This is a genomic window from Halopelagius longus, assembly GCF_900100875.1.
GTDB lineage: Archaea > Halobacteriota > Halobacteria > Halobacteriales > Haloferacaceae > Halopelagius > Halopelagius longus.
The window spans coordinates 887,045-911,953 of sequence record NZ_FNKQ01000001.1; the positions used below are offsets into that span (position 1 = coordinate 887,045).

The following is a 24,909-nucleotide window of genomic DNA, read 5'->3' on the forward strand; positions in this document are numbered from 1 at the left end:
GGTTCACACTGGTTCAGTGGGTGGGACCGGAGGTGGGTTTATACGCCGACGGAGCGAACTTCGGGTATGGAGTCGGTCACACACCACGGGCGAGAGACGGTCTACCGGACGGCGGACCGCGGTGGGGACGGGCCGACGGTTCTGTTCGTCCACGGAAGCGGCGGGACGAAGGACGTCTGGAAGTCGCAACTGCGAATCGCAGACGAGTATCCGGTCGTGACGCTGGATCTGAGCGGGCACGGCGAGAGCGACGACGCGAACGCCGAACCGGGGTACGAAACGCTCTCGGCGTACGTCGACGACGTGCTGGCGGTCTCGGAGGAGACGGGCGCGAGCGTCTTCGTCGGGAACTCGCTGGGCGGCGCAGTCGCACTCACCGCCGTCCTCCAACGCGAGGCGTCGCCCGACGCCCTCGTCCTCGCGGGCGCGGGCGCGAAACTATCGGTGTTGGACGACCTACTCGCGTGGCTCGGCGACGACTTCGAGCGTGCGGTCGAGTTCCTCCACGAACCCGACCGGCTGTTCCACGACGCCTCCGAGAAGTACGTCGAACAGTCCCGCGAGGCGATGTTCGGGGTGGGACAGGCGGTCACCGAACGGGACTTCCTGACGTGCCACGGGTTCGACGTGCGCGGGAAACTGGACGACGTCGAGGTTCCGACGCTGGCCCTCGTCGGCGAACACGACAAACTCACCCCCCGGTCGTACCACGAGTACTTCGTCCGCGAACTGCCGGACTGCGAACTCGCCGTCGTCGAGGACGCCGCCCATCTGGCGATGCTCGAAGAACCCACCGCGTTCAACGCCGCCCTGACGGAGTTTTTGGACCGGCGGGTGGACTGACGGAGCGGAATCGGTCGAGAGAAACGGTGTCTCGCCCGAGCGGCGGTACGCGAATCTGCACTCCTCAAAAGAACTACAAGTACCTGTTCGAGTCTCTCATCGTGGTGAGACGCCGCGTCCCCGAGTGGCTGTACGAGGTCAACGAGAAGTACGTCCACCGACTCGTGGGAATCACGATTGTCGTCGCTGTCCTCTTCCGACTCGCTCAGCGACCGATAACCGAACTCGTCCTCGAAATTGGAACGGCGTCTCCGTTCGGACTCCTCCCTCGGTACTTGTGGGTGGTACTCTTCGTCGCGATATCGGCCGTCGCACTGATGAGATACTACGGGTTCGGGTTGTTGAACTGCGTCGGCGTGAGTTTCGTCGTCGTGGTAGTGTACCTCGTTCCGCTCTCCCGTCCGATGGGATTCGCCGGCCCGATGGCGGAGTTGGTCGTCTTGAGCATCGCGTTCGCCGCCGTCGCCGCCTGCATCGTCGGGACGGGCGGGTTCGTCGTGGGAACGGTAGTGAGGCGATTACGGAGCGGTGCAGCTGGTAGCGAAGCGGGCTAACCGAGTGTGGCGGGAGCGCGAGAGAGAGTAGCAGAAAGGGTTTACCGCGCGACGAGACACTCCGAGCCGTGTCCCCCACTCGCTCTCGAAGAGACGTTCTCCGCCTCGCCGGTATCGCCGTCGCCTTCGGAACGGGCGGTTGTCTCGGTACGTCGTCCACCGACGACAGCGCAGGAGATTCCGACGCCCTAAACACCACTACGAGTACGACGCACTCACCATCCGCTACCTCGGAGCTGACGACGGTATCGCCGTCCGTTCTCTCGAACGAGGAAGCGAGGGAACGCGCTCTCACCGCCGAAGAGACCCACATCACCGAAGCGTTCGAGAACGCGTCCTGCGTCGAAGGGTGGGGACTCACCTCGTACGTCGGCCAAGAGAAAGACGCGACGGTCACCGACCGAACCGCCGAGGGCGTCGTCGTCGAGGTTACGCATCCGTTCTGGTACTCGACGGAGCAGGTCGAAGCGGACGCGAGGTCGAACGCCCGCTACCTCGTCACCGCTGAAGGGACTCGGCGTCTCGACGGAGACGACGTATCTCCGTGCTGAGACGGTAGCGAGCGCACTCACCGCGAACGAGCGAAGCGAAGACCCTCTCGAAAAAGGTGAGGGCCTAGTACAGGTCCTCCAACTCCTCCTGCACGTGGCCGTGTTCCTCCGCGGGGAATTCGCCGGCTTCGACCGCCTCGCGGTACGACGAGACGGCGTCAGCCATCTCCTCGCGCACGTTTCCGAACTGCTTTGCGAACGGCGGCGATCGGTCGCTGAGGCCGAGTACGTCGTCCACGACCAGCACCTGCCCGTCGCACTCCGCGCCCGCGCCGATGCCGACGGTCGAAATCGAGAGCGCTTGGGTCACCTGTTCGGCGAGGTTCGACGGGACGTGTTCCAGGACGAGGGAGAACGCGCCGGCCTGTTCGTGTTGCCGCGCCAAGTCGAGAATCTCGTGCGCCTCGTCGCGGTTCGTCCCCTGCCGGCCGTACCCCGTCTCCTTCATCCGTTGGGGCGTCAGGCCGAGGTGGGCCATCACCGGGATGCCGAGTTCGACGAGTCGTTCGGTCAACTCGACGGTGTGGGGGCCGGACTCCAGTTTCACCGCGTCGGCGCGCGCCTCCTTGAGCATCCGTCCGCAGTGCTCGATGCTCTCTGCTTCGTCGACGCCGACGGAGAGAAACGGCATGTCGGCGACGACGAGGGCGTCCGTCGTCGCCCGCGCGACGGCCGCCGTCCGCGATGCGACTTCTTCGACGGTCACGGGGAGCGTCGTGTCGTACCCCAGTGCGGTGTTCCCCATGCTGTCTCCCACGAGGACGACGTCGATGCCCGCCTCGTCCACGATCTCCGCCGTCGTCGCGTCGTACGCGGTCAGCATCGTTATCGGCTCTGTCCCCGCCTTCTCGCGGACGTCACGTACCGTCGTCATACCCGCTTCGTGTGTCGGCACCGCGTTAAATCGCTCGTTGTCGGCCGTTCGGGCGGCCGCGGCCGTCGACCCAAAGTTCAAATAACCATACAGTCTCGAATACAGTAGTTTTACTTTCGCTGACAGAGTACGGAGGACACGATGCCTTCGATTGGTCCCTCCACTCCTCCCTTCCGTCGGAACCGCGGCGTCTCGCCCGTCGTCGGCGCGGCGTTGCTGTTCGTCGTCGCCGCCCTCCTCGCGGTCACCTTCGCGATGATGGCGTACGAGTTAGCCGACGCCCTCCGAGAACCGACGCCGCAAGTCGCCTTCGAGACGGAGTACGTCGCCGACGGCGCGGGAAACGGCGGTAACGGCGCGTACGTCAACATCTCCCACGTCGCCGGCGACGTGGCGGACGGGTCCATCGTCTACGTCCGCGACGAGTCGGGGAACGAAATCGCCTGGGAGAGCATCTGGACGGGCGAATCGACCGTCTCGCCCGGCGGCCACGTCCACATCGACGGGCGCGGGAGCGACGGCGTCCTCGACGCCATCTGCGAGGCCGGCCAGACGTACTACGTCGTCGTCGAACACCCGGACGACACGTCGGCGATTCTCCGCGAGGTGACGATTCCGCACGCCCCCACGTCCAGGAGTCCCGAGTGTTGACCGCCCCGCGGTTCGACTCTTCGCGACGAACCGGCACGCATTAGCCTCCGCCGTCTAACCATCGACCGTGCAACCGGTCGAACGGTCGAACCCCGAGGGGGTCGACTACGGGTGGGTGATGCAGACGACGTTCGTCGTCACCATCCTCGTCGGCGCGCCCATCGTCGCGGTTCTCTCGACTGGCGTGACGCTTCCGACGTGGGAGGCGCGCGTCAGTTTCGCCGTCAGAGTGGGGGCTATCGTCTGGTTCCTCACCGCCGTCGGCGTCTTCGCGTACGCGAAGCGAACGGACGCGGGCGACGGCGGCGCCGACCCCGACGAGGTCGAGTTAGGCGCGGACGGCGACTGAGCGAGGGCGGTACCGACCGCGAGTTCCGGCGGCGCGACGGCGTCCGCCGAGCGACGACTCCTCCTTCCCGGAAGGACTTTGACGCGTCTCGGTGAGGTCTACGTAATGATAGACGAGACGATAGAGGAAATCAAGGAGATGCAGACGCACAGTTCCTCGGTCGTCGCCATCAAGGCCGCCCGGTCGTTGCGGGAACTTCTCGACCGCGACCACGCGACGGTCGAAGACTTCGAACGCGACTTGGAGCGAAACGCCAGCGCACTCCGGCGGGCGAACCCCTCCCACGCCTCGCTGTACAACGCGATACAGGGCATCCTCCGGAACGTCGTCGGTCGCGCCGACTCCGTCGAGGAGTCGAAGTCGCTCACGGAGGAGATAATCGAACGCGTCGTCGAGGACGTCGACCACGGGAAGTCCCGCGCCGCCGAGAACGCCGTCGAGATGTTCGAGGACGGCGACGTGTTCCTCACGCACGACTACTCCTCGACGGTGCTGGAGGCCATCGAACTCGCGGCCGCCGACGGCAAGCATCTGACCGCGTACGTGAGCGAGGCGCGCCCGCGGTTCCTCGGCCGGAAGACCGCCCGAACGCTCGCCGCCATCGATCGGGTCGAAACGCACCTGCTCGTCGACAGCGCCGTCGGGATGGTCTTAGAGGAGTGCGACCGCGTCGTCATCGGGATGGACTGCATCGTCGACGAGACGCTGTACAACCGCGTCGGCACGTTCCCCATCGCCGCGACGGCGAACCGACTCGGCATCCCCGTCGTCGTCGTCGGGTCCGGCGCGAAGATAGTCGACGACGGGTTCGCCTTCGAGAACGAACACCGCTCGCCGTCCGAGGTGTCGCTGGAACCCCTCGAAGACGTCGTCATCGAGAACCCCGCCTACGACGCCACGCCGATGGAACTCGTCGACGAAGTCGTCACCGACTCCGCCGTCGAACCGAACTGACGCCGCTCTCCGACTCCTCGTCGCAGAAAAAACGGCTTTACGGACTGTTACTCGGCCTCAGCCGAGCGTGACCCACTCGCCAGTTTCTGGAAACTGTCTCGTGAACGTCGCTCTCGAACTCAGTCGAGAGCGATCCACTCGCCGGTTTCGTCCGACCGCTCTATGGCGTCGAGGACTTCTTGGACCTCGTAGGCGTCCTCGAACGACGGGTGGAACTCGCCGCCCTCCGCGACCGCAGAGAGGAACTCGTAGTTCTCGTGGACGAACGTGTGCTCCCACCCGATGACGTGACCCGGCGGCCACCAGTGCTCGACGTAGGGGTCGGACTCGTCGGTGACCAGAATCGTCTCGTACCCGCGGGAGTCGGCGCTCTTGTACTCCAGTTCGTTCAGGCGTTCCAAGGAGAACTTCAGGCTCCCCTCGGAGCCCTGAATCTCTATCGTGTGGTCGTTCTTGTGCCCGTTTGCGAACCGCGAAGCCTCCAAGGTGCCTATCGCGCCGTTCTCGAACTCCGCTTGGGCGGTGTAGGCGTCGTCGACGGTGACGGGTTTCGTCTCGTCGGAGTCGGGAACGGGGCGTTCCTCGACGAACGTCTGGAGGTGGCCGCTGACGCGTTCGATGTCGCCCGCGGCGTCGCCGACGAGGAAGCGCACGAGGTCCACCGTGTGCGCGCCCAAGTCGCCCAGCGCGCCGCTTCCGGCCAGATCCTTGTCCATCCGCCACGCCCACGGGGCCTCGGGGTCGACGAGCCAGTCCTGCAGGTAGCGCCCGCGGACGTGGTGAATATCGCCGAGTTCGCCGTCCTCGACGAGACCCTTCGCGTACTGGATGGCGGGGACGAACCGATAGTTGAACGCGCATCCGGCGGGCACGTCCGCGTCCGCCGCGGCGTCGCGCATCGGTTCCGCCTCGTCGAGCGTCGGCGCGAGCGGTTTCTCGCAGAGCACCGGCACGTCCGCTTCGAGGGCGGCTATCGAGGGTTCGGCGTGGAGGTGGTTCGGGCCGAGGTTGTAGAACACGTCCACATCGTCGATTACGTCCTCCCAGTCCGTCGCGGTGTGTTCGAAGCCGAACCGGTCGGCGGCGTCGGCGAGTGCCTCCTCGTCGCGCCCGACGAGGGTGTGTCGGTTCACCTCCGGCGCGTCCGGGAAGAACATCGGCAGTCGCGCCAGCGCGTTCGAGTGCGCCTGTCCCATGAAGCGGTACCCCAGCATTCCGATGTCGAGTGTCATCTTTGGAACCTCCTCACTCCGCCCAGTAGGCGTCGCCCGGTTGCGTCTCGAAGACGGCGCGGTCGAGCACGTCCACGGCCTTCTCTAAGCCCTCCGTCGAGGAGGTAAGCGAGTCCTCGTGTTCGATAGAGAGGGCGCCTTCGTAGCCGACCATCCGGAGGGTGGACACCACGTCCTTCCAGTGACCCTCGTCGTGGCCGTAGCCGATGGAGCGGAACAGCCACGAGCGCTCGGGTTCGTCCGTGTATTCGGTGGTGTCGAGGACGCCCTTGATGCGGGACTTCGGCTCGTACACCTTCGTGTCCTTCGCGTGGAAGTGGTGGATGGCGTCGCGTTCGCCGAGGAACCGGATGGCGTCCGTGACGCTGATTCCCTGCCAGTAGAGGTGCGAGGGGTCGAAGTTCGCGCCGATTCGCTCGTTGGTCGCCTCCCGCAGTTCGAGCATCCCCGTCGGTTCGTAGACGAGCATGTTCGGGTGCATCTCGATGGCGATATCGACGCCCCGTTCGTCGGCGAACTCCGCGAGTTCGGACCAGTACTCGACGGCCACCTCCCACTGGTACTCGTGGGCGTCGGCGTGTTCGGTCGGCCACGGGGCCGTAATCCAGTTCGGCACCTCGTCGTTCGGGCCGCCCGCCGGGAGGCCGGAGAAGCAGGTGACGGTGTTTACGTCCAACTGCGCGGCGAGTTCGACCGCCTCGCGCAGTTCCGTGTCCGCCTCCTCCGCGGTGTCGTCGTCGGGGTGAAGCGGGTTGTTGTGCGTCGCGAGGGCGCTGACCTGCATGTCGTGTTCCGAGAGCGTCTCGTGCAGTTCGTCCTGCGCGTCCTCGTCGTCCAGCATCTCCTGCCGGTCGACGTGGGCCTGTCCTGGGTGTCCTCCGACGCCGAGTTCGACGCCGTCGACGCCGATGTCGTCCAGATACGACAGGGCGTCGGAGAGCGATTCGCCACCGAGCGGAACGGTGAGTACGCCGACGTACATACTCCGACGTACAGGGAGCGTTTGAATAAAAGTGCAGGAGACTAGTAGCAAGTATTAGATGTTCGGAGAGGGCGGCCGAAGAGAGAGGGTGAGTGGGTAGACGGGCGTTCGAGCGGTTGAATCGGGGGTCGGGGTCGAGCGTGGGAGGTCGTTCAGCGCCGGAACAAGTCCGAAAACTTCTCTCGGAGCCCCGATTTCTCCCCGAGGCGGAGGTAGTAGGCGTCGCCGCCGTCCTCGTAGTAGTTCTCTATCCGGCGTTCGATTTCGAATCCGATGTGTTCGTAGAACGCCAGCGCTTCCTCGTTCGTCGCTCGGGCGTGACAGGAGACGGACCCGTGGTCGTTGGCCACCTCGGCGACGAGGCGCTTTCCGAGTCCCTCGCCGCGCGCCTCGGGTGCGACGGCGAGAAAGAGGATGTAGCCGTCTCGCCGCGCGGAGGCGAACGCGATGAGGTCTTCGTCGAGAAAGAGGAGGTGCGTCTTCGAGCGACGGTAGGCGTCCACGAAGAACCGCCGTCGCTGCTTGAGGACGCCCTCGTCGCTGCGAATCCGCTCTTTCAACTCCCACGCCTGCTCGGCGTACTCGTCGGACCCCGGCCCGTCTACCCGCTTTTCGACGTTGACACTCACGCCCACGGGTAGTGGGGTCACAAATATAACTCCACCGTCGTTCCGGACGGTTCGCGGCCGCGAGCGTTTTGTACCGCTTCGTCGAACCCGCGGCGACACCGGTGCCGACGGGTCCGACGGCGGGTTCAGGGTGACGACGCGGGGCCACGACGCCGGGAGTCGAGGCGGACCGGAAGACACAGGGCGGCGGCGGCGGAGAGTCCTCCGCATGAGCTTCGAACTCCGGGAACACACGGCCGACGTGGCCGTCGAGGCGACGGCGTCGGACCTCTCCGGGGCGTTCGCCGCCGTCGCCGACGGACTCGCCGCCGCCGGGTGCGACGCCGTCCCCCCGACCGGCGGCGAGCGGTTCGGAATCGAGGTGCGCGCGGAGGGTGCGGAGGCGCTTCTCTTCGACTACCTCGACCAACTCATCTACGAACGTGACGTGCGCGGCGTCCTCCCCGTGGACAACGACGCCGAGGTTCGCGCCCCCGAGGAGGGCGACGGCGAGTGGGTTCTCGACGGGTCGGCGCGGGGCGTCCCGCTCTCGGCGGTGGACGCCAGAGAGATAAAAGCCGTCACCTACTCCGAGATGTCCCTCGAAGAGACGGCCGACGGATGGCGCGCGTACGTCGTCTTCGACGTGTGACCGCGCCGGTTCCGGGGAGACTCGCCGCTTCGAGCGTGACGACCGGCGGGACGACGACCCGACGAGATGGACGCGTCGTCCGACCGAACGACGAAGCGGCGTCTCATTCGAGAGCCTTTACGACAGCCGGGCCGTAACTATCTCGTATGAGACTCCGACCGGCCGTTGGTCGCGCGGGGGCCGTCGCCCTCGTCTGTTCGCTCGCTCTCGTCGCGTTCGCCGGGCGCGCGAGTGCGCACGTCAAGTACGTTACGCCCGGCAGCGACCCCGTGGCCGTCGTCGAATTCCTCGCCGAGGCGCTCTCGGACCCGTTCAACGTCGCCGTCCTCCTCGGCGGCGCGGCGTTCGTCGTCGCCCTCATCGGCGGCTACCTCGCCGTCCGCCCGGCGCGACGGGACGTGGCGGTGTTCCGCGAGACGATAGAGAGCTACCGGGACCTGTTGCCGTGGCTCCTCCGCCTGAGCGTCGGGATTCCGCTCGTCGGCGCGGGCTTTTCGGGGTACTTCTTCTCGCCCGTCGTCCACCCCGCGGACCCGACGTTCGTGCGCCTGTTCGGCATCACCGTCGGATTCCTGCTTCTGTTCGGGTTCGGCACGCGCATCGTCGCCACCGTCGGCCTCGGGTTCTACCTCGTCGGGTTCGCATTCGAACCGGCGCTGATGCTCGCGTTCGAGTACGTGCCGGGGTTCATCGCCATCGCCCTGTTGGGCGGCGGGCGTCCGAGCGCCGACCACGTCGTCTCGCGGATGGCAGCGGACGACCGGACGCTGTACTCGAAGGTTGACCCGTTCTACCGCGCAATCGCGGTGCCGTTCGTCGAGCGCGTGCAACCGTTCGCGTCGCTCGTCCCCCTCGCCCTCCGCGTCGGCGTCGGAATCTCGTTCGTCTACCTCGGCGTCGCACAGAAACTGATGAACCCCGGCGAGGCGCTCTCGGTCGTCGCGAAGTACAACCTCACCGCCGTCGTCCCCGTCTCGGCCGAACTGTGGGTCGTCGGCGCGGGACTGACCGAAGCGCTCGTCGGCGTGCTCCTCATCGTCGGCGCGTTCACCCGCGCGGCGTCTCTGACCGCCTTCCTCCTCTTTACGACGACGCTGTTCGGCCTCCCGGACGACCCCGTGTTGGCGCACGTCTCGCTCTTCGGCCTCGTCTCGGCGCTCCTCGTGACGGGGGCCGGACCGTTCTCGGTGGACGAGTGGTTGCAGTACTGGGCCGCGCGGCGCGACCGGTCCGTCGACGCGAGGGCGGCGAACTGACGCGTGACAGACTGTCTCGGGGCGAACCACGTGACGGAATCCTTTCGTGGCGCCCGGCCGACTAGCCGAGTATGACAGACGACGCCGACGTGCGAGAGTTCGACGGCATCCGCCTCGAACGCGTTCGCGACTACGTGTGGGAGATTCCCCGCGAGGGCGACATGCGCGTTCCGGCGCGGGTGCTCGCGAGCGAGAAACTCCTCGAACAGATAGGAGGCGACAAGACGCTCCAGCAACTGCGGAACGCGACGCACCTCCCGGGCATCGCGAAACACGCCATCTGCATGCCCGACGGCCACCAAGGGTACGGCTTCCCCGTCGGCGGCGTCGGCGCGACGGACGTCGAGAACGGCTGTATCTCGCCCGGAAGCGTCGGCTACGACATCAACTGCGGCGTGCGGATGATGACGACGAACCTCACGTACGACGACGTGCAGGGCCGCGAGGAGGAACTCGTCGAGGCCCTCTTTGCGAACGTCCCCTCCGGACTGGGCGGCGGCGGCGTCGTCCAAGGGGATAGAGACGCCGTCGAGGGCGTCCTCGCCCGCGGGATGGACTGGGCCCTCGAAGAAGGGTGGGCCGTCGAGGAGGACTTAGCCCACTGCGAGGACGAAGGGATGCGCCCCGACGCCGACCCGAGTGCGGTGTCCCAGAAGGCGAAAGACAGGGGCAAAAACCAACTCGGCAGTCTCGGTTCCGGAAACCACTTCCTCGAAGTTCAGCGGGTGACAGACGTGTTCCGCGAGGAGGTGGCCGACTCCTTCGGTCTGTTCGACGACCAGATAGTGGTCCTCGTACACTGCGGGTCGCGCGGACTCGGTCATCAGGTCTGCTCGGACTACCTGCGGCGGATAGAGAAGGAACACGGCGACTTGCTCGCGGACCTGCCGGACAAGGAACTCGCCGCCGCGCCCGCCGGGTCCGAACTGGCCGAGGAGTACTACGGTGCGATGTGTGCCGCAATCAACTTCGCGTGGGTGAACCGCCAACTCATCATGCACCGCACGCGGCAGGTGTTCGAACGCGTCTTCGAACGCGACTGGGAGGAGATGGAGATGCACCTGCTGTACGACGTGGCGCACAACATCGCCAAGAAGGAGGTTCACGACGTCGACGGTGAAGAGAGGGAACTGTACGTCCACCGGAAGGGCGCGACGCGGGCGTTCCCCGCCGGGCGTCCGGAACTCCCCTCGGCGTACCGCGACGTGGGCCAACCCATCATCATCCCCGGTAGCATGGGCGCGGGGTCGTACGTCCTCCGCGGCGGCGAGAACTCCTTGAACCTCACGTTCGGCTCTACCGCCCACGGCGCGGGCCGGACGATGAGTCGGACGCAGGCGAAACAGGAGTACTGGGGCGAGACGGTGCAGAACGAACTGCGCGACCAAGAGAAGATATACGTGAAGGCCCAGTCGGGCGCGACGGTGGCCGAGGAAGCGCCGGGCGTCTACAAGGACGTCGACGAAGTCGTGCGCGTCTCCGACGAACTCGGCATCGGCGACAAGGTGGTTCGGACGTTCCCCGTCTGCAACATCAAGGGCTGAGCGCGGGCGAGCGACACGGGGACGGACGACTCAGGACCGAGTCGCCGCGTCGGGCGCGTGTCGTTCGCTCGCGCGGCGCTTGTAGAAGTAGTACGCGAGCGCCGCGAGGCCGAGGAACGTCGCCGCGATACCCTCCTGCGGAACGCCGCCGGCCATCAGCGTCGTCGTCACGTCCGCGAGGCCGAGAGCGAGGGCGACGAGGCCGCCGCCGAGAACCCACGCCCGCGGGTCGGCCGCCTCGGGGTCGTACATGCCCGCCTCGATGAGGGCCATCTCCTTTCTGTGTTCGAGGTAGGTCATCCCGCCGGCCAGTACCACCACCGCGAACACGAGGGTGAAGAACGGGAGGAGGAACATTGCGTCGTCCATTGCGAGACCGATCTGTAAGAGGCTCATACCCACCTATACGCGCTCTGAGGAGATATCTCTGCCGTGACAGGTAGTGGCCGATGGCGCGAGAGGAATCAGAGGCCGATATCGACGTACTCGCTCTCGGGCACCGATTCCACCGCCTCGCCGTCCTCGTACCGGACGAACGAGAGGTAGAAGTCGCGGCCGCACGGCGACTCCCCGTGGGGATTCTCCACGTCGTCCGCTTCGCTCCGCTCTCCGGTCCACGTTAAGTCGGGGGCGTCGCTCTCGCCGCAGACGAAGTGGACGCCGTCCGCCTCCTCGAACTCCTCGTCGGGCGCGGCGTACTCCCACCCGACGAGGGGGTACGGCGTGACGGACTTATCGGCGAGGTACCCCTCGCGTTCGATTTCGACGAGTGCGCCGCAGTGCGGACAGTAGTAACTGACCGGATAGCTCATCGGTCGAGGATTGGAGACAGAGAGACTTAACGCCCGCGTCCGCGCGCGTCTCCGATCCGCCCGCCGCGCCGAACGTTTATCAGCGATTGCGAGGCCAGACGCCGCGTGCGCTGAGTTCGACCCGGCGGCGAGACGCGGTTGCTCGGCACGACGCCGCCGGCGCGGGGACGACGTGCCGACTGTAAGCCAACTACCCGAGCGACGACGGACGGCCGCCGACGTAGCGGAACTCCACGCCCGCGCGGTCGGCGGCCTTCTCGTCGGTGAGCGAGTCGCCCACGAAGACGGTCGACTCCTTGTCCGCGCCGATTCGGTCTATCGTCTCCAACAGGGGCTTTGGGTCCGGTTTTCTGGTCGCCACCGAGTCGCGGCCGACGACGGCGTCGACGTGTTCGGACAGGTCGTGCGCGTCGAGTGCGACGTTGCAGGCGTCCTCGCAGTTGAGCGAGCAGACGCCCTCGGCCGCGCCGTTCGCGCCGAGTGCGTCGGCGTGCGGGAGTCGTTCGGACTCGCGCGCGCCCTCGTGTTCGTGGTCGGCGATTATCGCCTCGACTTCGTCGCGGATGCCCTCCTCGTCGGCGAGATCGAGCATCGCCCAGAGGTCCATCCCGTCGGCGTCCACGCCGTGACCGTCGAACGTCTCGATCACCTCGTCCGCCACTTCGTCCCAATCGACCGCGAGGTGGACGAGCGTTCCGTCTAAGTCCCAGACGACGGCGTCGAACGCGTCGAGGTCCGTCTTCGTCGGATTCACGCACGGGAGTCGGGCCCCCACCGGAAAGACGGCTTCGGTCGCAGGGGCATCATCGAGGGACGATGCCGCGTCCTCCGGTCGGCGGTCGTCGGAGGCGACGCCTCACTCGAAGACGCCGCGGGCGATGATCTCCTTCTGTATCTCGGAGGTGCCCTCGTAGATGGTCGTTATCTTCGCGTCGCGGTAGAACCGCTCTACGTCGAACTCCGTCGTGTAGCCGTACCCGCCGTGAATCTGGACCGCCTCGTTCGTCACGTCCACGGCGGTTTCGCTGGCGGCGTACTTCGCCATCGCGGCGGCGGTGCGCGGGTCCTCGCCTTCGTCTTCGAGTCTGGCCGCCTCACGGACCATCAGGCGCGCGGCGTGGACGTCCGTCGCCATGTCGGCTATCTTGTGCCGAATCGTCTGTATCTCCGCGATGGGGTCGCCGAACTGCTCTCGGTCCGTCGCGTACGACTTCGCCTCGTCGAGGGCCGCCTGCGCGAGTCCGACCGCCTGCGCCGCGATGCCGATTCGGCCGCCCGTGAGGATGCGGAACGCCGCGGAGAGGCCCGCACCCTCCTCGGTGAGTCGGTTCTCAGCGGGGACGCGCACGTCGTCGAACAGCAGTCCGGTCGTGTCCGACGCACGGAGGCCGAGTTTGTGCTCCTTCTTCCCCACCTCGATACCGGCGTCCTTCGGGACGAGAAACTGCGTGACCGAGTCGGGGTCGTCGGGATCCGTCTTCGCGAAGACGATGCACACCTCGCCGCGTTCGCCGTTCGTTATCCACTGTTTCTCGCCGTTCAGGACGTACTCGTCGCCCTCCCGTCGAGCGACGGTGGACATCTCCGCGGGGTTCGACCCCGCGTGCGGTTCCGATAAGGCGAACATCCCGACCGGTCGGCCGGCCGCCATCTCGGGAAGCCACCGCTCCTTCTGGTCGTGGGATCCGAACTCGGCGATGCAGGAGGTGGCGAGGCAGTGAACCGAAAGGGCGGTAGCGACGGCGAGTTGCCCGTGCGCCACCTCCTCGTTGACCACGGCGTACGTCGTCCGGTCCGCGCCGACCCCGCCGTACGCCTCCGGGACCGTCAGCCCGGTCAGGTCGAGGTCCGAGAGCCCGTCCCACACCTCCTCGGGGAACCGTTCTTCGGCGTCGGCCTCCGCGGCGGCGGGTCGAACCTCCCGTTCTGCGAACTCCCGAACCACGTCGCGAACCGCGCGTTGTTCCTCGGTGAGCGCCGAACCGGCGTCTGCGAGTGCCATGCCTCGGAGGTCGTTTCTCACATGGAAAAAGATGATTGACTATGCGCCGTCGCGGACGCGGGCGACGACGTCCTCCGGGTCGGCGTCGAGTCCGCCGCCCTGCGCGAAGGCGGCCCCGCCGCCCCCGCCGCCGCCGAACTCGTCCGTGAGGTCCGAGACGACGGCCCCGGCGTTCGCGTCGGCGTCGTCCGCCGCCGCGACGACGACGAAGGGCGCGTCTCCGTCTCCGACGGCCACCACCACGTCCTCGCCGTCCGCCACGGCGTCTTTCGCGGCCTCGCCCACGTCGTTCGGTCCGAACCCGCCGATAGTGCCGACGCGCCACGTCGCGCCGTCGCGTTCGACGGCGTCCAACTCGGCGAGTCGGCCGGCCAGTAGGTCCGATTCGAGTTCCCTGAGGTCGCTCTCCACCGACTCTTTCTCGGCGCGGAGTTCGGCCGCGGCCTCACCGACGTCCTCGACGGCCGTCCCCAGTTCCCGCGCCGCGTCGAGGGCGGCGCGGTGGACGTTCGCGCGCCGTCGGATGCCCGAGGGGCCGACGGCGAACTCGACGCGGGTGAGTCCCTCGCCGGGGTTCGACCGGCCGACGACGGTGACGGGCCCGATTTCGCGCGTGTTCGAGACGTGGGTCCCGCCGCAGGCGGCCACGTCCCACCCGTCTACGTCGACGAGTCGAACCGTTTCCGCGTCGGCCATCACGCCCTCCTCCGTCTTCGTGTTGAACGCCACGTCGTCGCGGGCCGTCGCCTCCTCGGCCGGCACCTCCTCCCACGTCACGTCGCGGGAGTCCCAGACGGCGCGGTTCGTCAGTCGTTCGAGTTCGACCAACACCTCGTCGTCGATGTCGGTGGCGGTGGCGAAGTCCACCCGCACCTTCTCCTCGCCGATGTCGAACCCGCCGTACCCCAACTCGTCGAGGAGTCTCCGGCCCGCGCCGTAGAGGACGTGACTGGCGGTGTGGGCGCGCATGCAGTACGTTCGGAAGTCGTCGTCCACGACGCCCGCCACCTCCTCGCCCGCGTCGAAGTCGGGTTCCGCTTCGAGGGTGTGGACGACCGCTTCTTCGGTTTCGTCCTTCTGTACGTCCGTCACGGGGACGCCGCCGAGCGTTCCCCTGTCGGCCGGTTGGCCGCCGCTCTCGGCGTAGAAGTACGTCTCCGAGAGCGTGACGTTCCGTCCATCGACGCTCGTGACTTCGGCTTCGAACCGACGGACGCCGGGTTCCGCCGGGGCACGCGTTAGCATGGGTGTCGGTGAGACGGTCGGCGGAGAAAAACGACCCGGTTACGGCCGCGGTCGGCGGCGGGTCACTCGTCTACGATGTCCACGTCGAGTCGCTCTTCGAGTGCGCGGATGACCGACCCGCCCACGTCCGTTCGCGTCGCGCGACCCTGTTCGATGGCGACGACGTCGGACTCCTCGACGCCGAGTTCCTCGGCCAGTTCCTCGGGGGTCAGACCGGCGTCCTGCCGCGCCGACTCCACGACGCCGCCGTACCCCGAGACGAGGTACGGGAGGCGGTCCTTCTCGTAGTTCGTCCCCCCCTCTTCCCAGTGGGAGGAGTCGCCTTTCGATTGGTCGTACAGTTTCGCCGTTCGTTGGGCCGCCCGCTTGCGCCGGTTCCGCGGACTATCGTCGCTTTGGGACGTCGAACTCGACTTCTTCTGGTCCTTGTGACGGTTGTCGTCGTGCGGCGCGCAGTTAGAGCAGACGAGTAAGTTCGCACCCTCGACGTTCGCGCGCCGGAGTTTCCCGGACGTGCGACCGCAGAGTTCGCAACTGTCGCCGTCTCCTCCGCCGCCACCCCCTCCGGTGGAGTACTTGGGCATGCCACCTCATATCGTCTCTACGCTTTTAAAACCGCGGCTGAGCGCCGTCACTCTCGGGCGTTAGTCGCACGAAATACGGAGAGCCGACGCTACGAAGTGTAGCGTCGGAAGGATTGTGCGTGGGTGATGTCCCGGAAGGGAATCACCTGCATCGGTGTGGCGGGTGTGCCGCCGTGCGATGCGTGGGACCGGATTTGAACCGGCGGACTCCTACGAGACAGCGCCCTCAACGCTGCGCCGTTGGCCTGGCTTGGCTACCCACGCTCGCTGTGTCGTGTGCAACTGCACGTTGTCCGGGGTAATTTATATGAGTTTCCTTTCCACGACGGGGTGTCGGGCGTTCGCAGTGGGCATTTCCCGGTTTCGTGTCACCGCGAGAGGGGAACCGTTTTGTCCGCGCGGGCGACCGATAACGTATGGAACGGAGCGTTCGAGACCACGTCCCGAGCCTGACGGCGCTTCTGACCGTCGCCTCTCTGGCCCTCGTCTTCGGGGCGGTGCTCGGTGCGATTCCGGAGACGGTCCTCCCGCGGGCGTCCGACGGCGTCTTAGACGCCATCCCGCACGTCAACGCCGCCGTCAGCACCGTCGCCATCGCGACGATTCTCCTCGGCGTGCGCGCGATTCGACGGGGAAACGTCCGCAGACACCGGGCGCTGATGGTCGCGTCCGTCGGCCTGTTCGGCGCCTTCCTCGTCCTCTACCTCTACAGAATCGTCGTGCGAGGAACCGCGGAGTTCCCCGGTCCGGAAGCGGTCTATCAGTACGTCTACCTGCCGACGCTGGCCGTCCACATCCTGCTTGCCATCGTCTGCATCCCCCTCGTCTACTACGTCCTTCTCTTGGCCGTCACGCGCCCCGTGAGCGAGATTTACGAGACGCGACACCGCACGGTGGGCCGAGTCGCGGCGTCGCTGTGGCTGATATCGTTCTTCCTCGGAAACGTCGTGTACGCGTTGCTGTATGCGGTGTACTGACCCAGTGCCGGAGTCGTAGCGGCGAGGGGCCGAGGAGGCGGACCGACTCCCAGCGTGTGAAGTCGAGTGATGAATGCCAATCGTTATTCGTCCGGGCCCGTCACCTCGACGCGTCAATGGACGACTCGACTCTGCAGAACCGCAGGCGGTTTCTCGAAGGCGTGAGTGTCGGCGGCGGAATACTCTTGGCCGGATGTTCGGGCCAGTTCGGAGGCGACGCCCAAGAAAACGTTCAGGGAGACGCCGGCCAGAGTGGTAGTAACGGCGTCGCGGCCGTCGCTTCCGTGGACCAACAGGCGATGCGGAAGGAGCAAGCCGCCATCCGGCAGAAGGTCCAAAGCGGCGAGATGAACCAGACGGAGGCCCAACAGGAGATGGCCAGCCTCCAAACGAAGTACGTGAGCGATGCCGTCGATTCTCTCACCGGGACCCTCGAAGAGACGGACGGCGTGACCGTCGGCAAGACGTACGACTCGTTCGGCGTGGTGACAGTCGAGGGCGAGGCCGGAGCGATACTGGGGCTACTGGAGTCCGACGACGTCCGGGCGTTCGTGTCGATATCGGACGTCGAAGAACAGGTCGCGAAGCGAAATCAGCAGGCGAACTCGACCAGTTCCGGTCAGTAGGCGGACGGACTCGGCGCGGCGCGAAAAGAACGCGTCCGACGAGGCGATACCGGACCGCTTACAGCAGATTCTGAATCGCTTTCTTGATGTTCGAGCCCTTCTGCATCGTCGTCAGCGTCTGGAGCGTGTCCTCCTCTTCGTCTAAGTTCTCCTTGAGGGGTCCCTTCACGTCGCCGTCGAAGTCTATCTCGTTTGCGAGCATGATGAGGCCTTGATAGCCGGTTATCTCCATCCGCTCGGTCTTGATGCCCGCCGCGAGGTGGTACGGCGTCTTGAGGTCGTTCGACGTAACCTCGCGCTTGAACTCCTCGTGGTCCCGCTTCAGACCGTCGAGCACGCCGCTCTCTATCGTCTCCGGCGTCTCGTGAATCTCCCGGAACACCGTTTCGAGACGCTCGACCTGCCGTCGCGTCTCGTCGCGGTGGTCGGCGAACCCCTTCGCCAGTTTCTCGTCCGGTGTGTCGGACGCCAGTTCGTCCAACATCTCGACGAGCTGGTTCTCGATGTAGTACATCTCCTTCAGGTTGTAGACGAACAGGTCGCGGGATGTTTCGAGAGTCATTGACGTCACCGTCCGAACGTGGTCGCGCGAAGCCGATAAACGGCCTCGGCCGCGATACTGACTGTCAGCCCGACTCTGGTATAGAGGCGGCACCGTCGCCGAAGAGGACCTGTCGCCGGAGCCGTCAGTTCCGCGACGGCGAACGTCGGGGCGCGGAACCGGCCGTCCGATACGTCAACGCCGGCCCGAACGCGTCCGGGTCGCGTGTCACCGCGCGGGAATCGCCGCGACGACGATTCGTCCCGCCGCCGTACCGACGGCTATGTCTCAGACTCGACCGAACGCGGCGGACGCCCGAGCGACGACCACGGTGGAGGTGCGCGCCACCGGCCGCGTCCGCGACGCACTCGGGACGCCACGGATGGAGTTCGCCTTCGCGGGCGACACCCTGCGGGACTTCCTCGACGCGTTCCTCGCGGAGTACGACGTCCGCGACCTCCTCATCGCGGAGACGACGGCGGAGGCGACCGCACCCGGATGGGCACCCGCCGACGGCGACGACGTCCGCGGGTCGTTGCGGACGAACCCCGAGGGCGAACAGACGCGGGCGTACGCTCGCATCCTCGTCAACGGGCGGTTCAACGAGAACCGCCGGGGCTTCGACACCGAACTCGAAGACGGCGACCGCGTCGCTCTCGTCAATCCGTTCATCTTCTGCTGTTAGGACACCGGGAGTCGAGAGAAGCGGCGACGAACAGGGGCGAGGGTCGACGGGAGCGGTCTCAGTCGTCGGCGGGCGTGATTTCGGCGTCCGCGCCGTCGATGTCGGGGCGGGTGACGTCGCGGTCGGACTCCTCGCCGTCGATGTCGTAGGGGTACTCGCCGGTGACGCACCCGAGACAGAGGTCCGCGCGCGACCGTTCGAGGACGTCGGCGATGGCGTCGATAGAGAGGTACGCGAGACTGTCGGCGCCGATTTCCTCGCGTATCTCCTCGGTGGACTTGTCCGAGGCGATGAGTTCCTCGCGGGTGGCCATGTCGATGCCCATGTAACAGGGGGCGACGATGGGCGGCGCGCCGATGCGGACGTGCACCTCCTCCGCGCCCGCGTCGCGGACGAGTTGGACGAGTTGGCGCGAGGTGGTGCCGCGGACGATGCTGTCGTCGATGATGGTGACCGACCGCCCCTCGATGGTGTTCTTTATCGGGTTGAGTTTCAGGCGGACCGCGCGTTCGCGTTCGTCCTGCGTCGGCATGATGAACGTCCGGCCGACGTAGCGGTTCTTCATCAGGCCCTCGGCGAACTCCACGGCGGCCGCGCCCTCCGGGCGTTCCTCGCCGTCGGCCGTCGTCTCGTTAGCCGCCTCGGCGTACCCCGAGGCGAAGGCGCGGCCGGAGTCTGGGACGGGCATCACCACGTCCGTCTCGATGCCGGACTCCTCCCACAGTTTCCGGCCGAGGTTGCGGCGCGCCTCGTAGACGAGAGTACCGTCGATGATGGAGTCGGGTCGGGCGAAGTAGACGTGTTCGAAGAAGCAGTGGGCGGTGTTCTCCTCCTCGACGAGTTGGTAGGAGTCGAACCCGGAGCCGTCGGGTTCGAGGACGACGAGTTCGCCCGGTCGGACGTCGCGGACGAGTTCGCCGTCGAGGGTGTCGATGGCGGCGGATTCGGAGGCGAGGACGTACCCGCCGTCGACCGTTCCGATGCAGAGTGGTCGGTTCCCCTGCGGGTCGCGCACGCCGAGGACCGTCTCGTCGTGCATGATGGTCAGCGAGTACGACCCGTGGATGCGTTGCATCGTGCGCTTGACCGCCCGCACGAGGTCCTCGTTCAGGAGGTTGCGCGCCAAGTCGTGGGCGATGACCTCCGTGTCGCCCGTCGAGGTGAACGCGTGGCCGAGAGCCTCCAGTTCGTCGCGTATCTCGTCGGCGTTGACGAGGTTGCCGTTGTGCGCGAGTCCGAGCGACCCCGACTTGAAGGAGACGGAGAACGGTTGGGCGCAACAGGAGTTGACGCCGCCGGAGGTGGGGTAGCGGACGTGACCGATGCCGCCCGTCCCCGCCAGAGAGTCGAGGTCCGACTCCTCGAACACGTCGCCGACGAGTCCCATCTCGACGTGACTGTGCTGTTGGAACCCGTCGTGGGTGACGATACCCGCCGACTCCTGCCCGCGGTGTTGGAGTGCGTACAGGGAGTAGTACAACGGCCGCGACGCCGCGCGGTCCGAGAGGGAGACGCCGACGACGCCGCACTTCTCGGTCGGCCCCGAGAGGTCCGCCGCAGTCGGTCGGTCCGCGCCGTCGCCGCGTCCGGATGTGGGATTCGGAGAGTCCCGCCCGTCAGGCATAGTCGATGGTAGGGGGTTCAGGGGGTAAAAAACCCGTCCTTGTGCACTCTCCGTCGCATTCTCGGGGGACAAATATACATAATCGTGGATATCAAAGCGAGCCGGACGGGCGTCGTCGTGCGGTCTCCGGGCCGGAAGAGAAAGCCGAAACCGGGCCGGCGGAAACGGTCACCGAGCGACGGAGAGCGGGTTCACCGCGACGGCGAGACGAGGCTTGCGAAACGTGGAGACGTGATTCGCCGAACGCGGAGATTGAACTCACCGAACGCGGAGACGGGACTCGGCGGTGGAGAGTCGACGGACTGTGACGGAGAGAAACGGGCGGAGATGACGAGACGACGGACGGAGCGGCGGCTACGACGGCGGAGAATCGAGAGTAAAGGAGAGTGAGAGTCCGGACCGACGGTTCAGTTGTCGCCCGCTTTGGACTGCCACTCGTAGTCGCGGCGCTTCGCCGACTTGCCGAAGCCGCAAGACGAGCAGACCTTCTTCTTGACGTGGTACGATTTCTCGCCGCACCGGCGGCATTTCACGTGCGTCGTCTTGTTCTTCTTTCCTTGACTGGGGGTTCCTGCGCCCGTCATGCTTTGATCGTGACGACGTTATCGCCGCGTATAATGGTTGTGTCTTCAACCGGCGTGACCTCAATTTCGCCGAGAACGTCCTCCTCCTCCTCGTCCGCCGCGGGTGGTTCGAGAACGACGTTCATGTGTTGGTCGTACCCGGCGAGTGTGCCGTAGTATGCGCTCCCGTCCTTCAGGTTGACCGTGACGGGCTCCTGCAGGGAAGCCTCAAGCACGTCGAGGGGTCGTCCGCTCATGACAGAACCGCATCCCGTTTCGGTATTAAATGTGCCGAACCATCCGATGGACGACGCTCGGTCACTCTGTCCCCGTTAGCGCGCCTCGGACCGGCACTCGAAGCGTGACGACGCTTCCGCCCCCCGCTCTGTCGTCGACGGTGACGCAGCCGCCGGCGCGCCGAGCGACGGTTCTGACGAGCCAAAAACCGAGTCCGCTCCCGTGCACGAGGGGAGTCTCCTCGCCCTCGCGGAGGATGGCCCGTTCGTGTTCGGGGACGCCCGGCCCTCGGTCGGCGACGGAGAGTTCGAGGAACTCCCCGGAGTCGGAGCGACGCGCCCGGAGGAGAACCCTCGGTTCGTCGTCGTCGTCGTGTTTGACGCCGTTCTCGCAGAGTTCTTCGACGGCGGCGTGCAGTCGGTCCGAGACGGGCAGGTCGGGGTCGACGTCTATCTCCGTCTCCACCGTGGCCGAGAGGTACGCCAACTCGACGTTCGTCTGCGTCTCGTGGATTATCTCGCCGACCGGACGGGTTCCGGCGGGCGCCTCCTCGAACAGGTGCTCTATCTCCTTTGCCTTCTCCGTGAGGTCTAACCAGCGTTCGACCGTCCGGCCGATGACCCGCGCAGACTCCCGAACGTCTGCGTCGTCCGAGCGGAGTAACATCTCCGTGTGCCCGTACAGCACGTTCAGGTCGTTTCTGATGTTGTGCCGCATCACCCGGTTGAGGATCTGTACGTGTTCCTCCCGCCGCTTTCGCTCCGTCACGTCCACGTAGAGGGCGGCCACGCCCTCGGTGTCGTCGCGGCGGGGAACCGCGTGAACCACCGTGTGGACGACGGTGCCGTCGCGGGCGAGGAGTTCGCGTTCCGCGCGGTCGAACTCCCCGCGAAGCGCGCGTTCGTACCCGCCGTAGAGACTCTCGGCGGAGTCGGGCGCGTAGAACTCCCCGAGGGGTCGTCCGAGGACGTCCTCCCTCTCGTGGCCGAGTCTGGAGGCGAACCGTTCGTTGCAGTCCTCGATAACCGGCTCTCGTCCGTTCGAGGGGCCGGGGCGAGTGACGACGAACATCACCGGGAGGTGGTCGAACAGGTCCTCGGCCCGGCGTGAGTGGGGATTCTCGTCCACGGGTACCACCGTACTGTTCCGGAATCTGCCTGTCACACGATTAATCTTTCCGACGAGTATCAAAGTCGAGTTTCGGAGCGCGCGGCGGAACTCGGGGGCGGCGCCCACGGGACAACCCACGTAGTTTTTAATACCCCAGTGTGTAGCCCCACATACCGAGATTCCCGCGGGTAAGTGCGGCGGTTGCGACCGCCGCACGCGGGACCGACGACCGACGCGCTGTAAGACGCCGGGGCCGTTCGGTCCCGACGGGTCCGCGCCGCCGATTTGCGGCGGCGCGGCGTCCGCCGGCGGGACTTTACGTGAGCAACCGCGCCACGCCTGTGGCTTTCAATGCTCGGACCAACCATGGAAATCGAAATTGCGACAATCGGCGGATACGAAGAAGTCGGTCGACAGATGACGGCCGTTCGCGCGGGCGACGACGTCGTCGTCTTCGACATGGGCCTGAACCTGTCTCAGGTCCTGATCCACGACAACGTGGAGACCGAAAAGATGCACAGCCTCGACCTCATCGACATGGGTGCGATTCCGGACGACCGCATCATGTCGGACTTAGAGGGCGACGTGAAGGCCATCGTGCCGACGCACGGCCACCTCGACCACATCGGCGCCATCTCGAAACTGGCGCACCGCTACGACGCGCCCGTCGTGGCCACGCCGTTCACCATCGAACTGGTGAAACAGCAGGTCGAAGGCGAGAGCAAGTTCAACGTCGGCAACGACCTCGTGAAGATGAGCGCCGGCGAGACGATGTCCATCGGAGACTCGGGACAGGTCGAGTTGGAGTTCGTCCACGTCACTCACTCCATCATCGACGCCATCAACCCCGTCCTCCACACGCCGGAGGGAGCGGTCGTCTACGGTCTCGACAAGCGGATGGACCACTCGCCGGTCCTCGAAGACCCCATCGACATGAAGCGCTTCCGCGAGATCGGTCGCGAGGGTGAGGGTGTCCTCTGTTACATCGAGGACTGCACCAACGCGGGCCGGAAGGGCCGGACGCCCTCCGAGTCCGTCGCGCGCCGTCACCTCAAGGACGTGATGACGAGCATCGAGGATTACGACGGCGGCATCGTGGCGACGACGTTCTCGTCGCACATCTCCCGCGTCTCCTCGCTCATCGAGTTCGCCAAGGACATCGGGCGGCAACCCGTCCTGCTCGGCCGGTCGATGGAGAAGTACTCCGGCACCGCAGAGCGCCTCGGATTCGTGGACATCCCGGACGACGTGGGCATGTACGGCCACCGCAAGTCCGTCGACCGGACGTTCAAGCGCATCATGAAGGAGGGCAAGGAGAACTACCTGCCCATCGTCACGGGCCATCAGGGCGAACCGCGCGCGATGCTCACCCGGATGGGCCGCGGCGAGACGCCGTACGAACTGGACGAGGGCGACAAGGTCATCTTCTCGGCGCGGGTCATCCCGGAGCCGACCAACGAGGGGCAGCGCTACCAGTCCGAACGCCTCCTGAAGATGCAGGGCGCCCGCATCTACGACGAGATACACGTCTCGGGGCACCTTCGCGAGGAGGGCCACTACCAGATGCTCGACGCGCTCCAACCCCAGCACGTCATCCCCGCCCACCAGAACCTCAAGGGCTTCGCGCCGTACGTCGACCTCGCGGAGTCGCAGGGGTACGCGCTGGGCCGTGACCTTCACGTCACGCGCAACGGGAACATGATTCAGCTGGTGGAGTAAGATGAACTCGGAAGCGACGGAGGAACGGGTGCTCGAAGCGGTCCGACAGCGACGCGAACTCGTCAACGAGGCGCTGGACGAGGACATCCCGCTGGAGGAGCCCGAACGGCTCTACGAGGCGACCCGCTACCTGCTTCAGGCGGGCGGCAAGCGCCTCCGGCCGACCGTGACGCTCCTCACTGCCGAAGCGCTCGCGGACGTCGAGCCGCTCTCGACGGACTACCGCGCGTTTCCGACGCTCGACTCCCGCGAGATCGACGTGATGACGGCCGCCGCGAGCATCGAGGTCATCCAGTCGTTCACGCTCATCCACGACGACATCATGGACGACGACGACCTCCGTCGCGGCGTCCCCGCAGTTCACAAAGAGTACGACACCGAGACGGCAATCCTCGCGGGCGACACGCTCTACGCGAAGGCGTTCGAGCTGATGACCCACACGGGGGCCGACCCCGAGAACGGGCTCGAAGCCGTCCGGATGCTCGCGACGACCTGCACCCAAATCTGCGAGGGACAGGCGCTCGACGTCGAGTTCGAGCGACGCAGCGAGGTGTTGCCCGACGAGTATCTGGAGATGATAGAGCTGAAGACCGCCGTCCTCTACGGCGCGGCGGCGGCGACGGCTGGCGTCCTCATGGGCGCGAGCGACGACGTGGTCGAAGCGCTCTACCGGTACGGCATCGACTCCGGCTGCGCGTTCCAGATACAGGACGACGTGCTCGATCTGACGGTGCCCTCGGAGAAACTCGGCAAACAGCGCGGGTCGGACCTCGTCGAGAACAAGGAGACGATCATCACGCTCCACGCCCGCCAGCAGGGCGTCGACGTGGACTCGCTTCTCGACGTCTCGGGCGTCGAGGACGTGACCGAGGAGGCGGTCGAGGAGGCCGTCGCCGAACTCGACGACGCCGGCTCCATCGACTTCGCCCGCGAGAAGGCCCACGAACTGACCGACCGGGCGAAGAACCACCTCGAAGTCCTCCCGGACAACGAGGCGCGGTCGCTCCTGCGCGACATCGCGGACTACCTCATCACGCGCGGCTACTGACCCGGCGGCACGGGTCGGTTTTTCGCCGCTGGATGCGGCGCCGGCGGCACATCGAAGCTATATACCGAAGCCACGTGACTACCGCG

29 protein-coding genes and 1 tRNA gene are annotated in these 24,909 nt (G+C 66.3%); 14 read left to right on the plus strand and 16 right to left on the minus strand.

Annotated elements, in window-relative coordinates:
* Positions 1 to 66: 66 nt before the first annotated feature.
* From BLS11_RS04590 to BLS11_RS04600, 3 genes are all read left to right on the plus strand, one after another.
* Positions 67 to 843, plus strand: a complete 777-nt coding sequence (locus tag BLS11_RS04590; RefSeq protein WP_092533605.1) for an alpha/beta fold hydrolase — start codon at positions 67 to 69, stop codon at positions 841 to 843.
* Positions 844 to 944: 101 nt separating this feature from the next.
* The gene (locus tag BLS11_RS04595; protein ID WP_139172771.1) at positions 945 to 1,397 is read left to right on the plus strand and encodes a hypothetical protein; all 453 of its coding nucleotides are present in this window, start codon (positions 945 to 947) and stop codon (positions 1,395 to 1,397) included.
* A 68-nt stretch (positions 1,398 to 1,465) separates the two neighbouring features.
* On the plus strand, positions 1,466 to 1,948 hold the full coding sequence (locus BLS11_RS04600) for a hypothetical protein (protein WP_092533611.1): 483 nt from the start codon (positions 1,466 to 1,468) through the stop codon (positions 1,946 to 1,948).
* A gap of 64 nt (positions 1,949 to 2,012) precedes the next feature.
* Here BLS11_RS04600 and panB read toward each other — a convergent pair whose 3' ends face one another.
* Entirely contained in the window at positions 2,013 to 2,822 is an 810-nt protein-coding gene (gene panB / locus BLS11_RS04605) for a 3-methyl-2-oxobutanoate hydroxymethyltransferase (RefSeq protein ID WP_092533614.1), read from the minus strand.
* 141 nt (positions 2,823 to 2,963) lie between these two features.
* Here panB and BLS11_RS04610 point away from each other — a divergent pair, with 141 nt between their 5' ends.
* From BLS11_RS04610 to BLS11_RS04620, 3 genes are all read left to right on the plus strand, one after another.
* Complete coding sequence (locus BLS11_RS04610; RefSeq protein ID WP_092533617.1) at positions 2,964 to 3,473, plus strand: type IV pilin domain-containing protein; 510 nt, start codon at positions 2,964 to 2,966, stop codon at positions 3,471 to 3,473.
* A gap of 67 nt (positions 3,474 to 3,540) precedes the next feature.
* Entirely contained in the window at positions 3,541 to 3,822 is a 282-nt protein-coding gene (locus tag BLS11_RS04615; protein WP_092533620.1) for a DUF5822 domain-containing protein, read from the plus strand.
* 105 nt (positions 3,823 to 3,927) lie between these two features.
* A complete protein-coding gene (locus BLS11_RS04620) occupies positions 3,928 to 4,776 on the plus strand; it encodes an eIF2B alpha/beta/delta subunit family protein (RefSeq protein WP_092533623.1) in 849 nt (282 codons plus the stop codon).
* A 119-nt stretch (positions 4,777 to 4,895) separates the two neighbouring features.
* Here the strand turns inward: BLS11_RS04620 and BLS11_RS04625 are convergent, their stop codons facing one another.
* From BLS11_RS04625 to BLS11_RS04635, 3 genes are all read right to left on the minus strand, one after another.
* Positions 4,896 to 6,008 (minus strand): Gfo/Idh/MocA family protein, encoded by a 1,113-nt coding sequence (locus BLS11_RS04625; protein ID WP_092533626.1) that lies wholly within the window; start codon positions 6,006 to 6,008, stop codon positions 4,896 to 4,898.
* 13 nt (positions 6,009 to 6,021) lie between these two features.
* Positions 6,022 to 6,990: a sugar phosphate isomerase/epimerase family protein gene (locus tag BLS11_RS04630; RefSeq protein WP_092533629.1), complete on the minus strand. Its 969-nt coding sequence runs from the start codon at positions 6,988 to 6,990 to the stop codon at positions 6,022 to 6,024.
* A 152-nt stretch (positions 6,991 to 7,142) separates the two neighbouring features.
* Positions 7,143 to 7,619 carry a GNAT family N-acetyltransferase gene (locus BLS11_RS04635; protein WP_092533632.1) on the minus strand — a complete coding sequence of 159 codons (477 nt, stop codon included), beginning with the start codon at positions 7,617 to 7,619 and terminating at the stop codon, positions 7,143 to 7,145.
* 208 nt (positions 7,620 to 7,827) lie between these two features.
* Between BLS11_RS04635 and BLS11_RS04640 the strand changes: the two genes are divergently transcribed.
* The 3 genes from BLS11_RS04640 to BLS11_RS04650 all read left to right on the plus strand — a co-directional run bounded on the left by BLS11_RS04640 (position 7,828) and on the right by BLS11_RS04650 (position 11,050).
* A complete protein-coding gene (locus tag BLS11_RS04640; protein ID WP_092533634.1) occupies positions 7,828 to 8,250 on the plus strand; it encodes an archease in 423 nt (140 codons plus the stop codon).
* 146 nt (positions 8,251 to 8,396) lie between these two features.
* Complete coding sequence (locus BLS11_RS04645; RefSeq protein WP_092533637.1) at positions 8,397 to 9,506, plus strand: DoxX family protein; 1,110 nt, start codon at positions 8,397 to 8,399, stop codon at positions 9,504 to 9,506.
* A gap of 71 nt (positions 9,507 to 9,577) precedes the next feature.
* Positions 9,578 to 11,050 carry an RtcB family protein gene (locus tag BLS11_RS04650; RefSeq protein ID WP_092533640.1) on the plus strand — a complete coding sequence of 491 codons (1,473 nt, stop codon included), beginning with the start codon at positions 9,578 to 9,580 and terminating at the stop codon, positions 11,048 to 11,050.
* Positions 11,051 to 11,080: 30 nt separating this feature from the next.
* On the opposite strand, the gene BLS11_RS04655 is transcribed toward BLS11_RS04650, so the two are convergent.
* The 7 genes from BLS11_RS04655 to BLS11_RS04685 all read right to left on the minus strand — a co-directional run bounded on the left by BLS11_RS04655 (position 11,081) and on the right by BLS11_RS04685 (position 15,957).
* Positions 11,081 to 11,446 carry a hypothetical protein gene (locus BLS11_RS04655; protein ID WP_092533643.1) on the minus strand — a complete coding sequence of 122 codons (366 nt, stop codon included), beginning with the start codon at positions 11,444 to 11,446 and terminating at the stop codon, positions 11,081 to 11,083.
* Positions 11,447 to 11,514: 68 nt separating this feature from the next.
* Positions 11,515 to 11,862, minus strand: a complete 348-nt coding sequence (locus BLS11_RS04660; RefSeq protein ID WP_092533646.1) for a DUF7969 family protein — start codon at positions 11,860 to 11,862, stop codon at positions 11,515 to 11,517.
* Positions 11,863 to 12,052: 190 nt separating this feature from the next.
* Positions 12,053 to 12,616: an HAD family hydrolase gene (locus tag BLS11_RS04665; RefSeq protein WP_092533649.1), complete on the minus strand. Its 564-nt coding sequence runs from the start codon at positions 12,614 to 12,616 to the stop codon at positions 12,053 to 12,055.
* A 102-nt stretch (positions 12,617 to 12,718) separates the two neighbouring features.
* The gene (locus BLS11_RS04670) at positions 12,719 to 13,864 is read right to left on the minus strand and encodes an acyl-CoA dehydrogenase family protein (protein WP_092533651.1); all 1,146 of its coding nucleotides are present in this window, start codon (positions 13,862 to 13,864) and stop codon (positions 12,719 to 12,721) included.
* 39 nt (positions 13,865 to 13,903) lie between these two features.
* Positions 13,904 to 15,109: an alanyl-tRNA editing protein gene (locus BLS11_RS04675; RefSeq protein WP_092533653.1), complete on the minus strand. Its 1,206-nt coding sequence runs from the start codon at positions 15,107 to 15,109 to the stop codon at positions 13,904 to 13,906.
* A gap of 62 nt (positions 15,110 to 15,171) precedes the next feature.
* Positions 15,172 to 15,693, minus strand: a complete 522-nt coding sequence (locus BLS11_RS04680) for a helix-turn-helix domain-containing protein (RefSeq protein ID WP_092533655.1) — start codon at positions 15,691 to 15,693, stop codon at positions 15,172 to 15,174.
* Between the two features lie 179 nt (positions 15,694 to 15,872).
* Positions 15,873 to 15,957 (minus strand) — tRNA-Leu (locus tag BLS11_RS04685).
* 152 nt (positions 15,958 to 16,109) lie between these two features.
* Here BLS11_RS04685 and BLS11_RS04690 point away from each other — a divergent pair.
* Both BLS11_RS04690 and BLS11_RS04695 read left to right on the plus strand, forming a co-directional pair.
* Positions 16,110 to 16,670, plus strand: coding sequence for a DUF420 domain-containing protein (locus BLS11_RS04690; protein ID WP_092533658.1), 561 nt, complete (start codon positions 16,110 to 16,112; stop codon positions 16,668 to 16,670).
* 116 nt (positions 16,671 to 16,786) lie between these two features.
* The gene (locus tag BLS11_RS04695; RefSeq protein WP_092533661.1) at positions 16,787 to 17,296 is read left to right on the plus strand and encodes a hypothetical protein; all 510 of its coding nucleotides are present in this window, start codon (positions 16,787 to 16,789) and stop codon (positions 17,294 to 17,296) included.
* A 58-nt stretch (positions 17,297 to 17,354) separates the two neighbouring features.
* Here BLS11_RS04695 and BLS11_RS04700 read toward each other — a convergent pair whose 3' ends face one another.
* Positions 17,355 to 17,858, minus strand: coding sequence for a YciE/YciF ferroxidase family protein (locus BLS11_RS04700; protein WP_092533664.1), 504 nt, complete (start codon positions 17,856 to 17,858; stop codon positions 17,355 to 17,357).
* Positions 17,859 to 18,120: 262 nt separating this feature from the next.
* Between BLS11_RS04700 and BLS11_RS04705 the strand changes: the two genes are divergently transcribed.
* Positions 18,121 to 18,522, plus strand: a complete 402-nt coding sequence (locus BLS11_RS04705) for a MoaD/ThiS family protein (protein WP_092533667.1) — start codon at positions 18,121 to 18,123, stop codon at positions 18,520 to 18,522.
* A gap of 58 nt (positions 18,523 to 18,580) precedes the next feature.
* Here BLS11_RS04705 and purF read toward each other — a convergent pair whose 3' ends face one another.
* The 4 genes from purF to BLS11_RS04725 all read right to left on the minus strand — a co-directional run bounded on the left by purF (position 18,581) and on the right by BLS11_RS04725 (position 22,083).
* On the minus strand, positions 18,581 to 20,146 hold the full coding sequence (purF, locus tag BLS11_RS04710; RefSeq protein WP_092533670.1) for an amidophosphoribosyltransferase: 1,566 nt from the start codon (positions 20,144 to 20,146) through the stop codon (positions 18,581 to 18,583).
* Between the two features lie 407 nt (positions 20,147 to 20,553).
* Positions 20,554 to 20,730, minus strand: a complete 177-nt coding sequence (locus BLS11_RS04715; RefSeq protein WP_089766274.1) for a 50S ribosomal protein L37e — start codon at positions 20,728 to 20,730, stop codon at positions 20,554 to 20,556.
* Positions 20,727 to 20,966, minus strand: a complete 240-nt coding sequence (locus tag BLS11_RS04720) for an LSM domain-containing protein (protein WP_092533673.1) — start codon at positions 20,964 to 20,966, stop codon at positions 20,727 to 20,729. The genes BLS11_RS04715 and BLS11_RS04720 overlap by 4 nt, the downstream gene beginning before the upstream one ends.
* Before the next feature lie 61 nt (positions 20,967 to 21,027).
* Positions 21,028 to 22,083, minus strand: coding sequence for an ATP-binding protein (locus BLS11_RS04725; protein ID WP_245698682.1), 1,056 nt, complete (start codon positions 22,081 to 22,083; stop codon positions 21,028 to 21,030).
* A gap of 339 nt (positions 22,084 to 22,422) precedes the next feature.
* On the opposite strand from BLS11_RS04725, the gene BLS11_RS04730 reads away from it, so the two are divergent.
* Complete coding sequence (locus tag BLS11_RS04730; RefSeq protein WP_092533676.1) at positions 22,423 to 23,775, plus strand: ribonuclease J; 1,353 nt, start codon at positions 22,423 to 22,425, stop codon at positions 23,773 to 23,775.
* 1 nt (position 23,776) lies between these two features.
* Positions 23,777 to 24,823, plus strand: coding sequence for a geranylfarnesyl diphosphate synthase (gene idsA3 / locus BLS11_RS04735; protein WP_092533679.1), 1,047 nt, complete (start codon positions 23,777 to 23,779; stop codon positions 24,821 to 24,823).
* Positions 24,824 to 24,909: the final 86 nt, after the last annotated feature.

What these genes read in the sequence shown, in the direction of transcription:
- BLS11_RS04700 (WP_092533664.1), bottom strand. Translation starts at nt 17,858, where the DNA reads ATGACTCTCGAAACATCCCGCGACCTGTTCGTCTACAACCTGAAGGAG.
- BLS11_RS04690 (WP_092533658.1), top strand. Translation starts at nt 16,110, where the DNA reads ATGGAACGGAGCGTTCGAGACCACGTCCCGAGCCTGACGGCGCTTCTG.
- BLS11_RS04695 (WP_092533661.1), top strand. Translation starts at nt 16,787, where the DNA reads ATGGACGACTCGACTCTGCAGAACCGCAGGCGGTTTCTCGAAGGCGTG.
- purF (WP_092533670.1), bottom strand. Translation starts at nt 20,146, where the DNA reads ATGCCTGACGGGCGGGACTCTCCGAATCCCACATCCGGACGCGGCGAC.
- BLS11_RS04640 (WP_092533634.1), top strand. Translation starts at nt 7,828, where the DNA reads ATGAGCTTCGAACTCCGGGAACACACGGCCGACGTGGCCGTCGAGGCG.
- BLS11_RS04610 (WP_092533617.1), top strand. Translation starts at nt 2,964, where the DNA reads ATGCCTTCGATTGGTCCCTCCACTCCTCCCTTCCGTCGGAACCGCGGC.
- BLS11_RS04715 (WP_089766274.1), bottom strand. Translation starts at nt 20,730, where the DNA reads ATGACGGGCGCAGGAACCCCCAGTCAAGGAAAGAAGAACAAGACGACG.
- BLS11_RS04590 (WP_092533605.1), top strand. Translation starts at nt 67, where the DNA reads ATGGAGTCGGTCACACACCACGGGCGAGAGACGGTCTACCGGACGGCG.
- idsA3 (WP_092533679.1), top strand. Translation starts at nt 23,777, where the DNA reads ATGAACTCGGAAGCGACGGAGGAACGGGTGCTCGAAGCGGTCCGACAG.
- BLS11_RS04645 (WP_092533637.1), top strand. Translation starts at nt 8,397, where the DNA reads ATGAGACTCCGACCGGCCGTTGGTCGCGCGGGGGCCGTCGCCCTCGTC.
- BLS11_RS04630 (WP_092533629.1), bottom strand. Translation starts at nt 6,990, where the DNA reads ATGTACGTCGGCGTACTCACCGTTCCGCTCGGTGGCGAATCGCTCTCC.
- BLS11_RS04720 (WP_092533673.1), bottom strand. Translation starts at nt 20,966, where the DNA reads ATGAGCGGACGACCCCTCGACGTGCTTGAGGCTTCCCTGCAGGAGCCC.
- BLS11_RS04675 (WP_092533653.1), bottom strand. Translation starts at nt 15,109, where the DNA reads ATGCTAACGCGTGCCCCGGCGGAACCCGGCGTCCGTCGGTTCGAAGCC.
- BLS11_RS04730 (WP_092533676.1), top strand. Translation starts at nt 22,423, where the DNA reads ATGGAAATCGAAATTGCGACAATCGGCGGATACGAAGAAGTCGGTCGA.
- BLS11_RS04620 (WP_092533623.1), top strand. Translation starts at nt 3,928, where the DNA reads ATGATAGACGAGACGATAGAGGAAATCAAGGAGATGCAGACGCACAGT.
- BLS11_RS04655 (WP_092533643.1), bottom strand. Translation starts at nt 11,446, where the DNA reads ATGAGCCTCTTACAGATCGGTCTCGCAATGGACGACGCAATGTTCCTC.
- BLS11_RS04650 (WP_092533640.1), top strand. Translation starts at nt 9,578, where the DNA reads ATGACAGACGACGCCGACGTGCGAGAGTTCGACGGCATCCGCCTCGAA.
- BLS11_RS04660 (WP_092533646.1), bottom strand. Translation starts at nt 11,862, where the DNA reads ATGAGCTATCCGGTCAGTTACTACTGTCCGCACTGCGGCGCACTCGTC.
- BLS11_RS04705 (WP_092533667.1), top strand. Translation starts at nt 18,121, where the DNA reads ATGTCTCAGACTCGACCGAACGCGGCGGACGCCCGAGCGACGACCACG.
- BLS11_RS04680 (WP_092533655.1), bottom strand. Translation starts at nt 15,693, where the DNA reads ATGCCCAAGTACTCCACCGGAGGGGGTGGCGGCGGAGGAGACGGCGAC.
- BLS11_RS04670 (WP_092533651.1), bottom strand. Translation starts at nt 13,864, where the DNA reads ATGGCACTCGCAGACGCCGGTTCGGCGCTCACCGAGGAACAACGCGCG.
- BLS11_RS04625 (WP_092533626.1), bottom strand. Translation starts at nt 6,008, where the DNA reads ATGACACTCGACATCGGAATGCTGGGGTACCGCTTCATGGGACAGGCG.
- panB (WP_092533614.1), bottom strand. Translation starts at nt 2,822, where the DNA reads ATGACGACGGTACGTGACGTCCGCGAGAAGGCGGGGACAGAGCCGATA.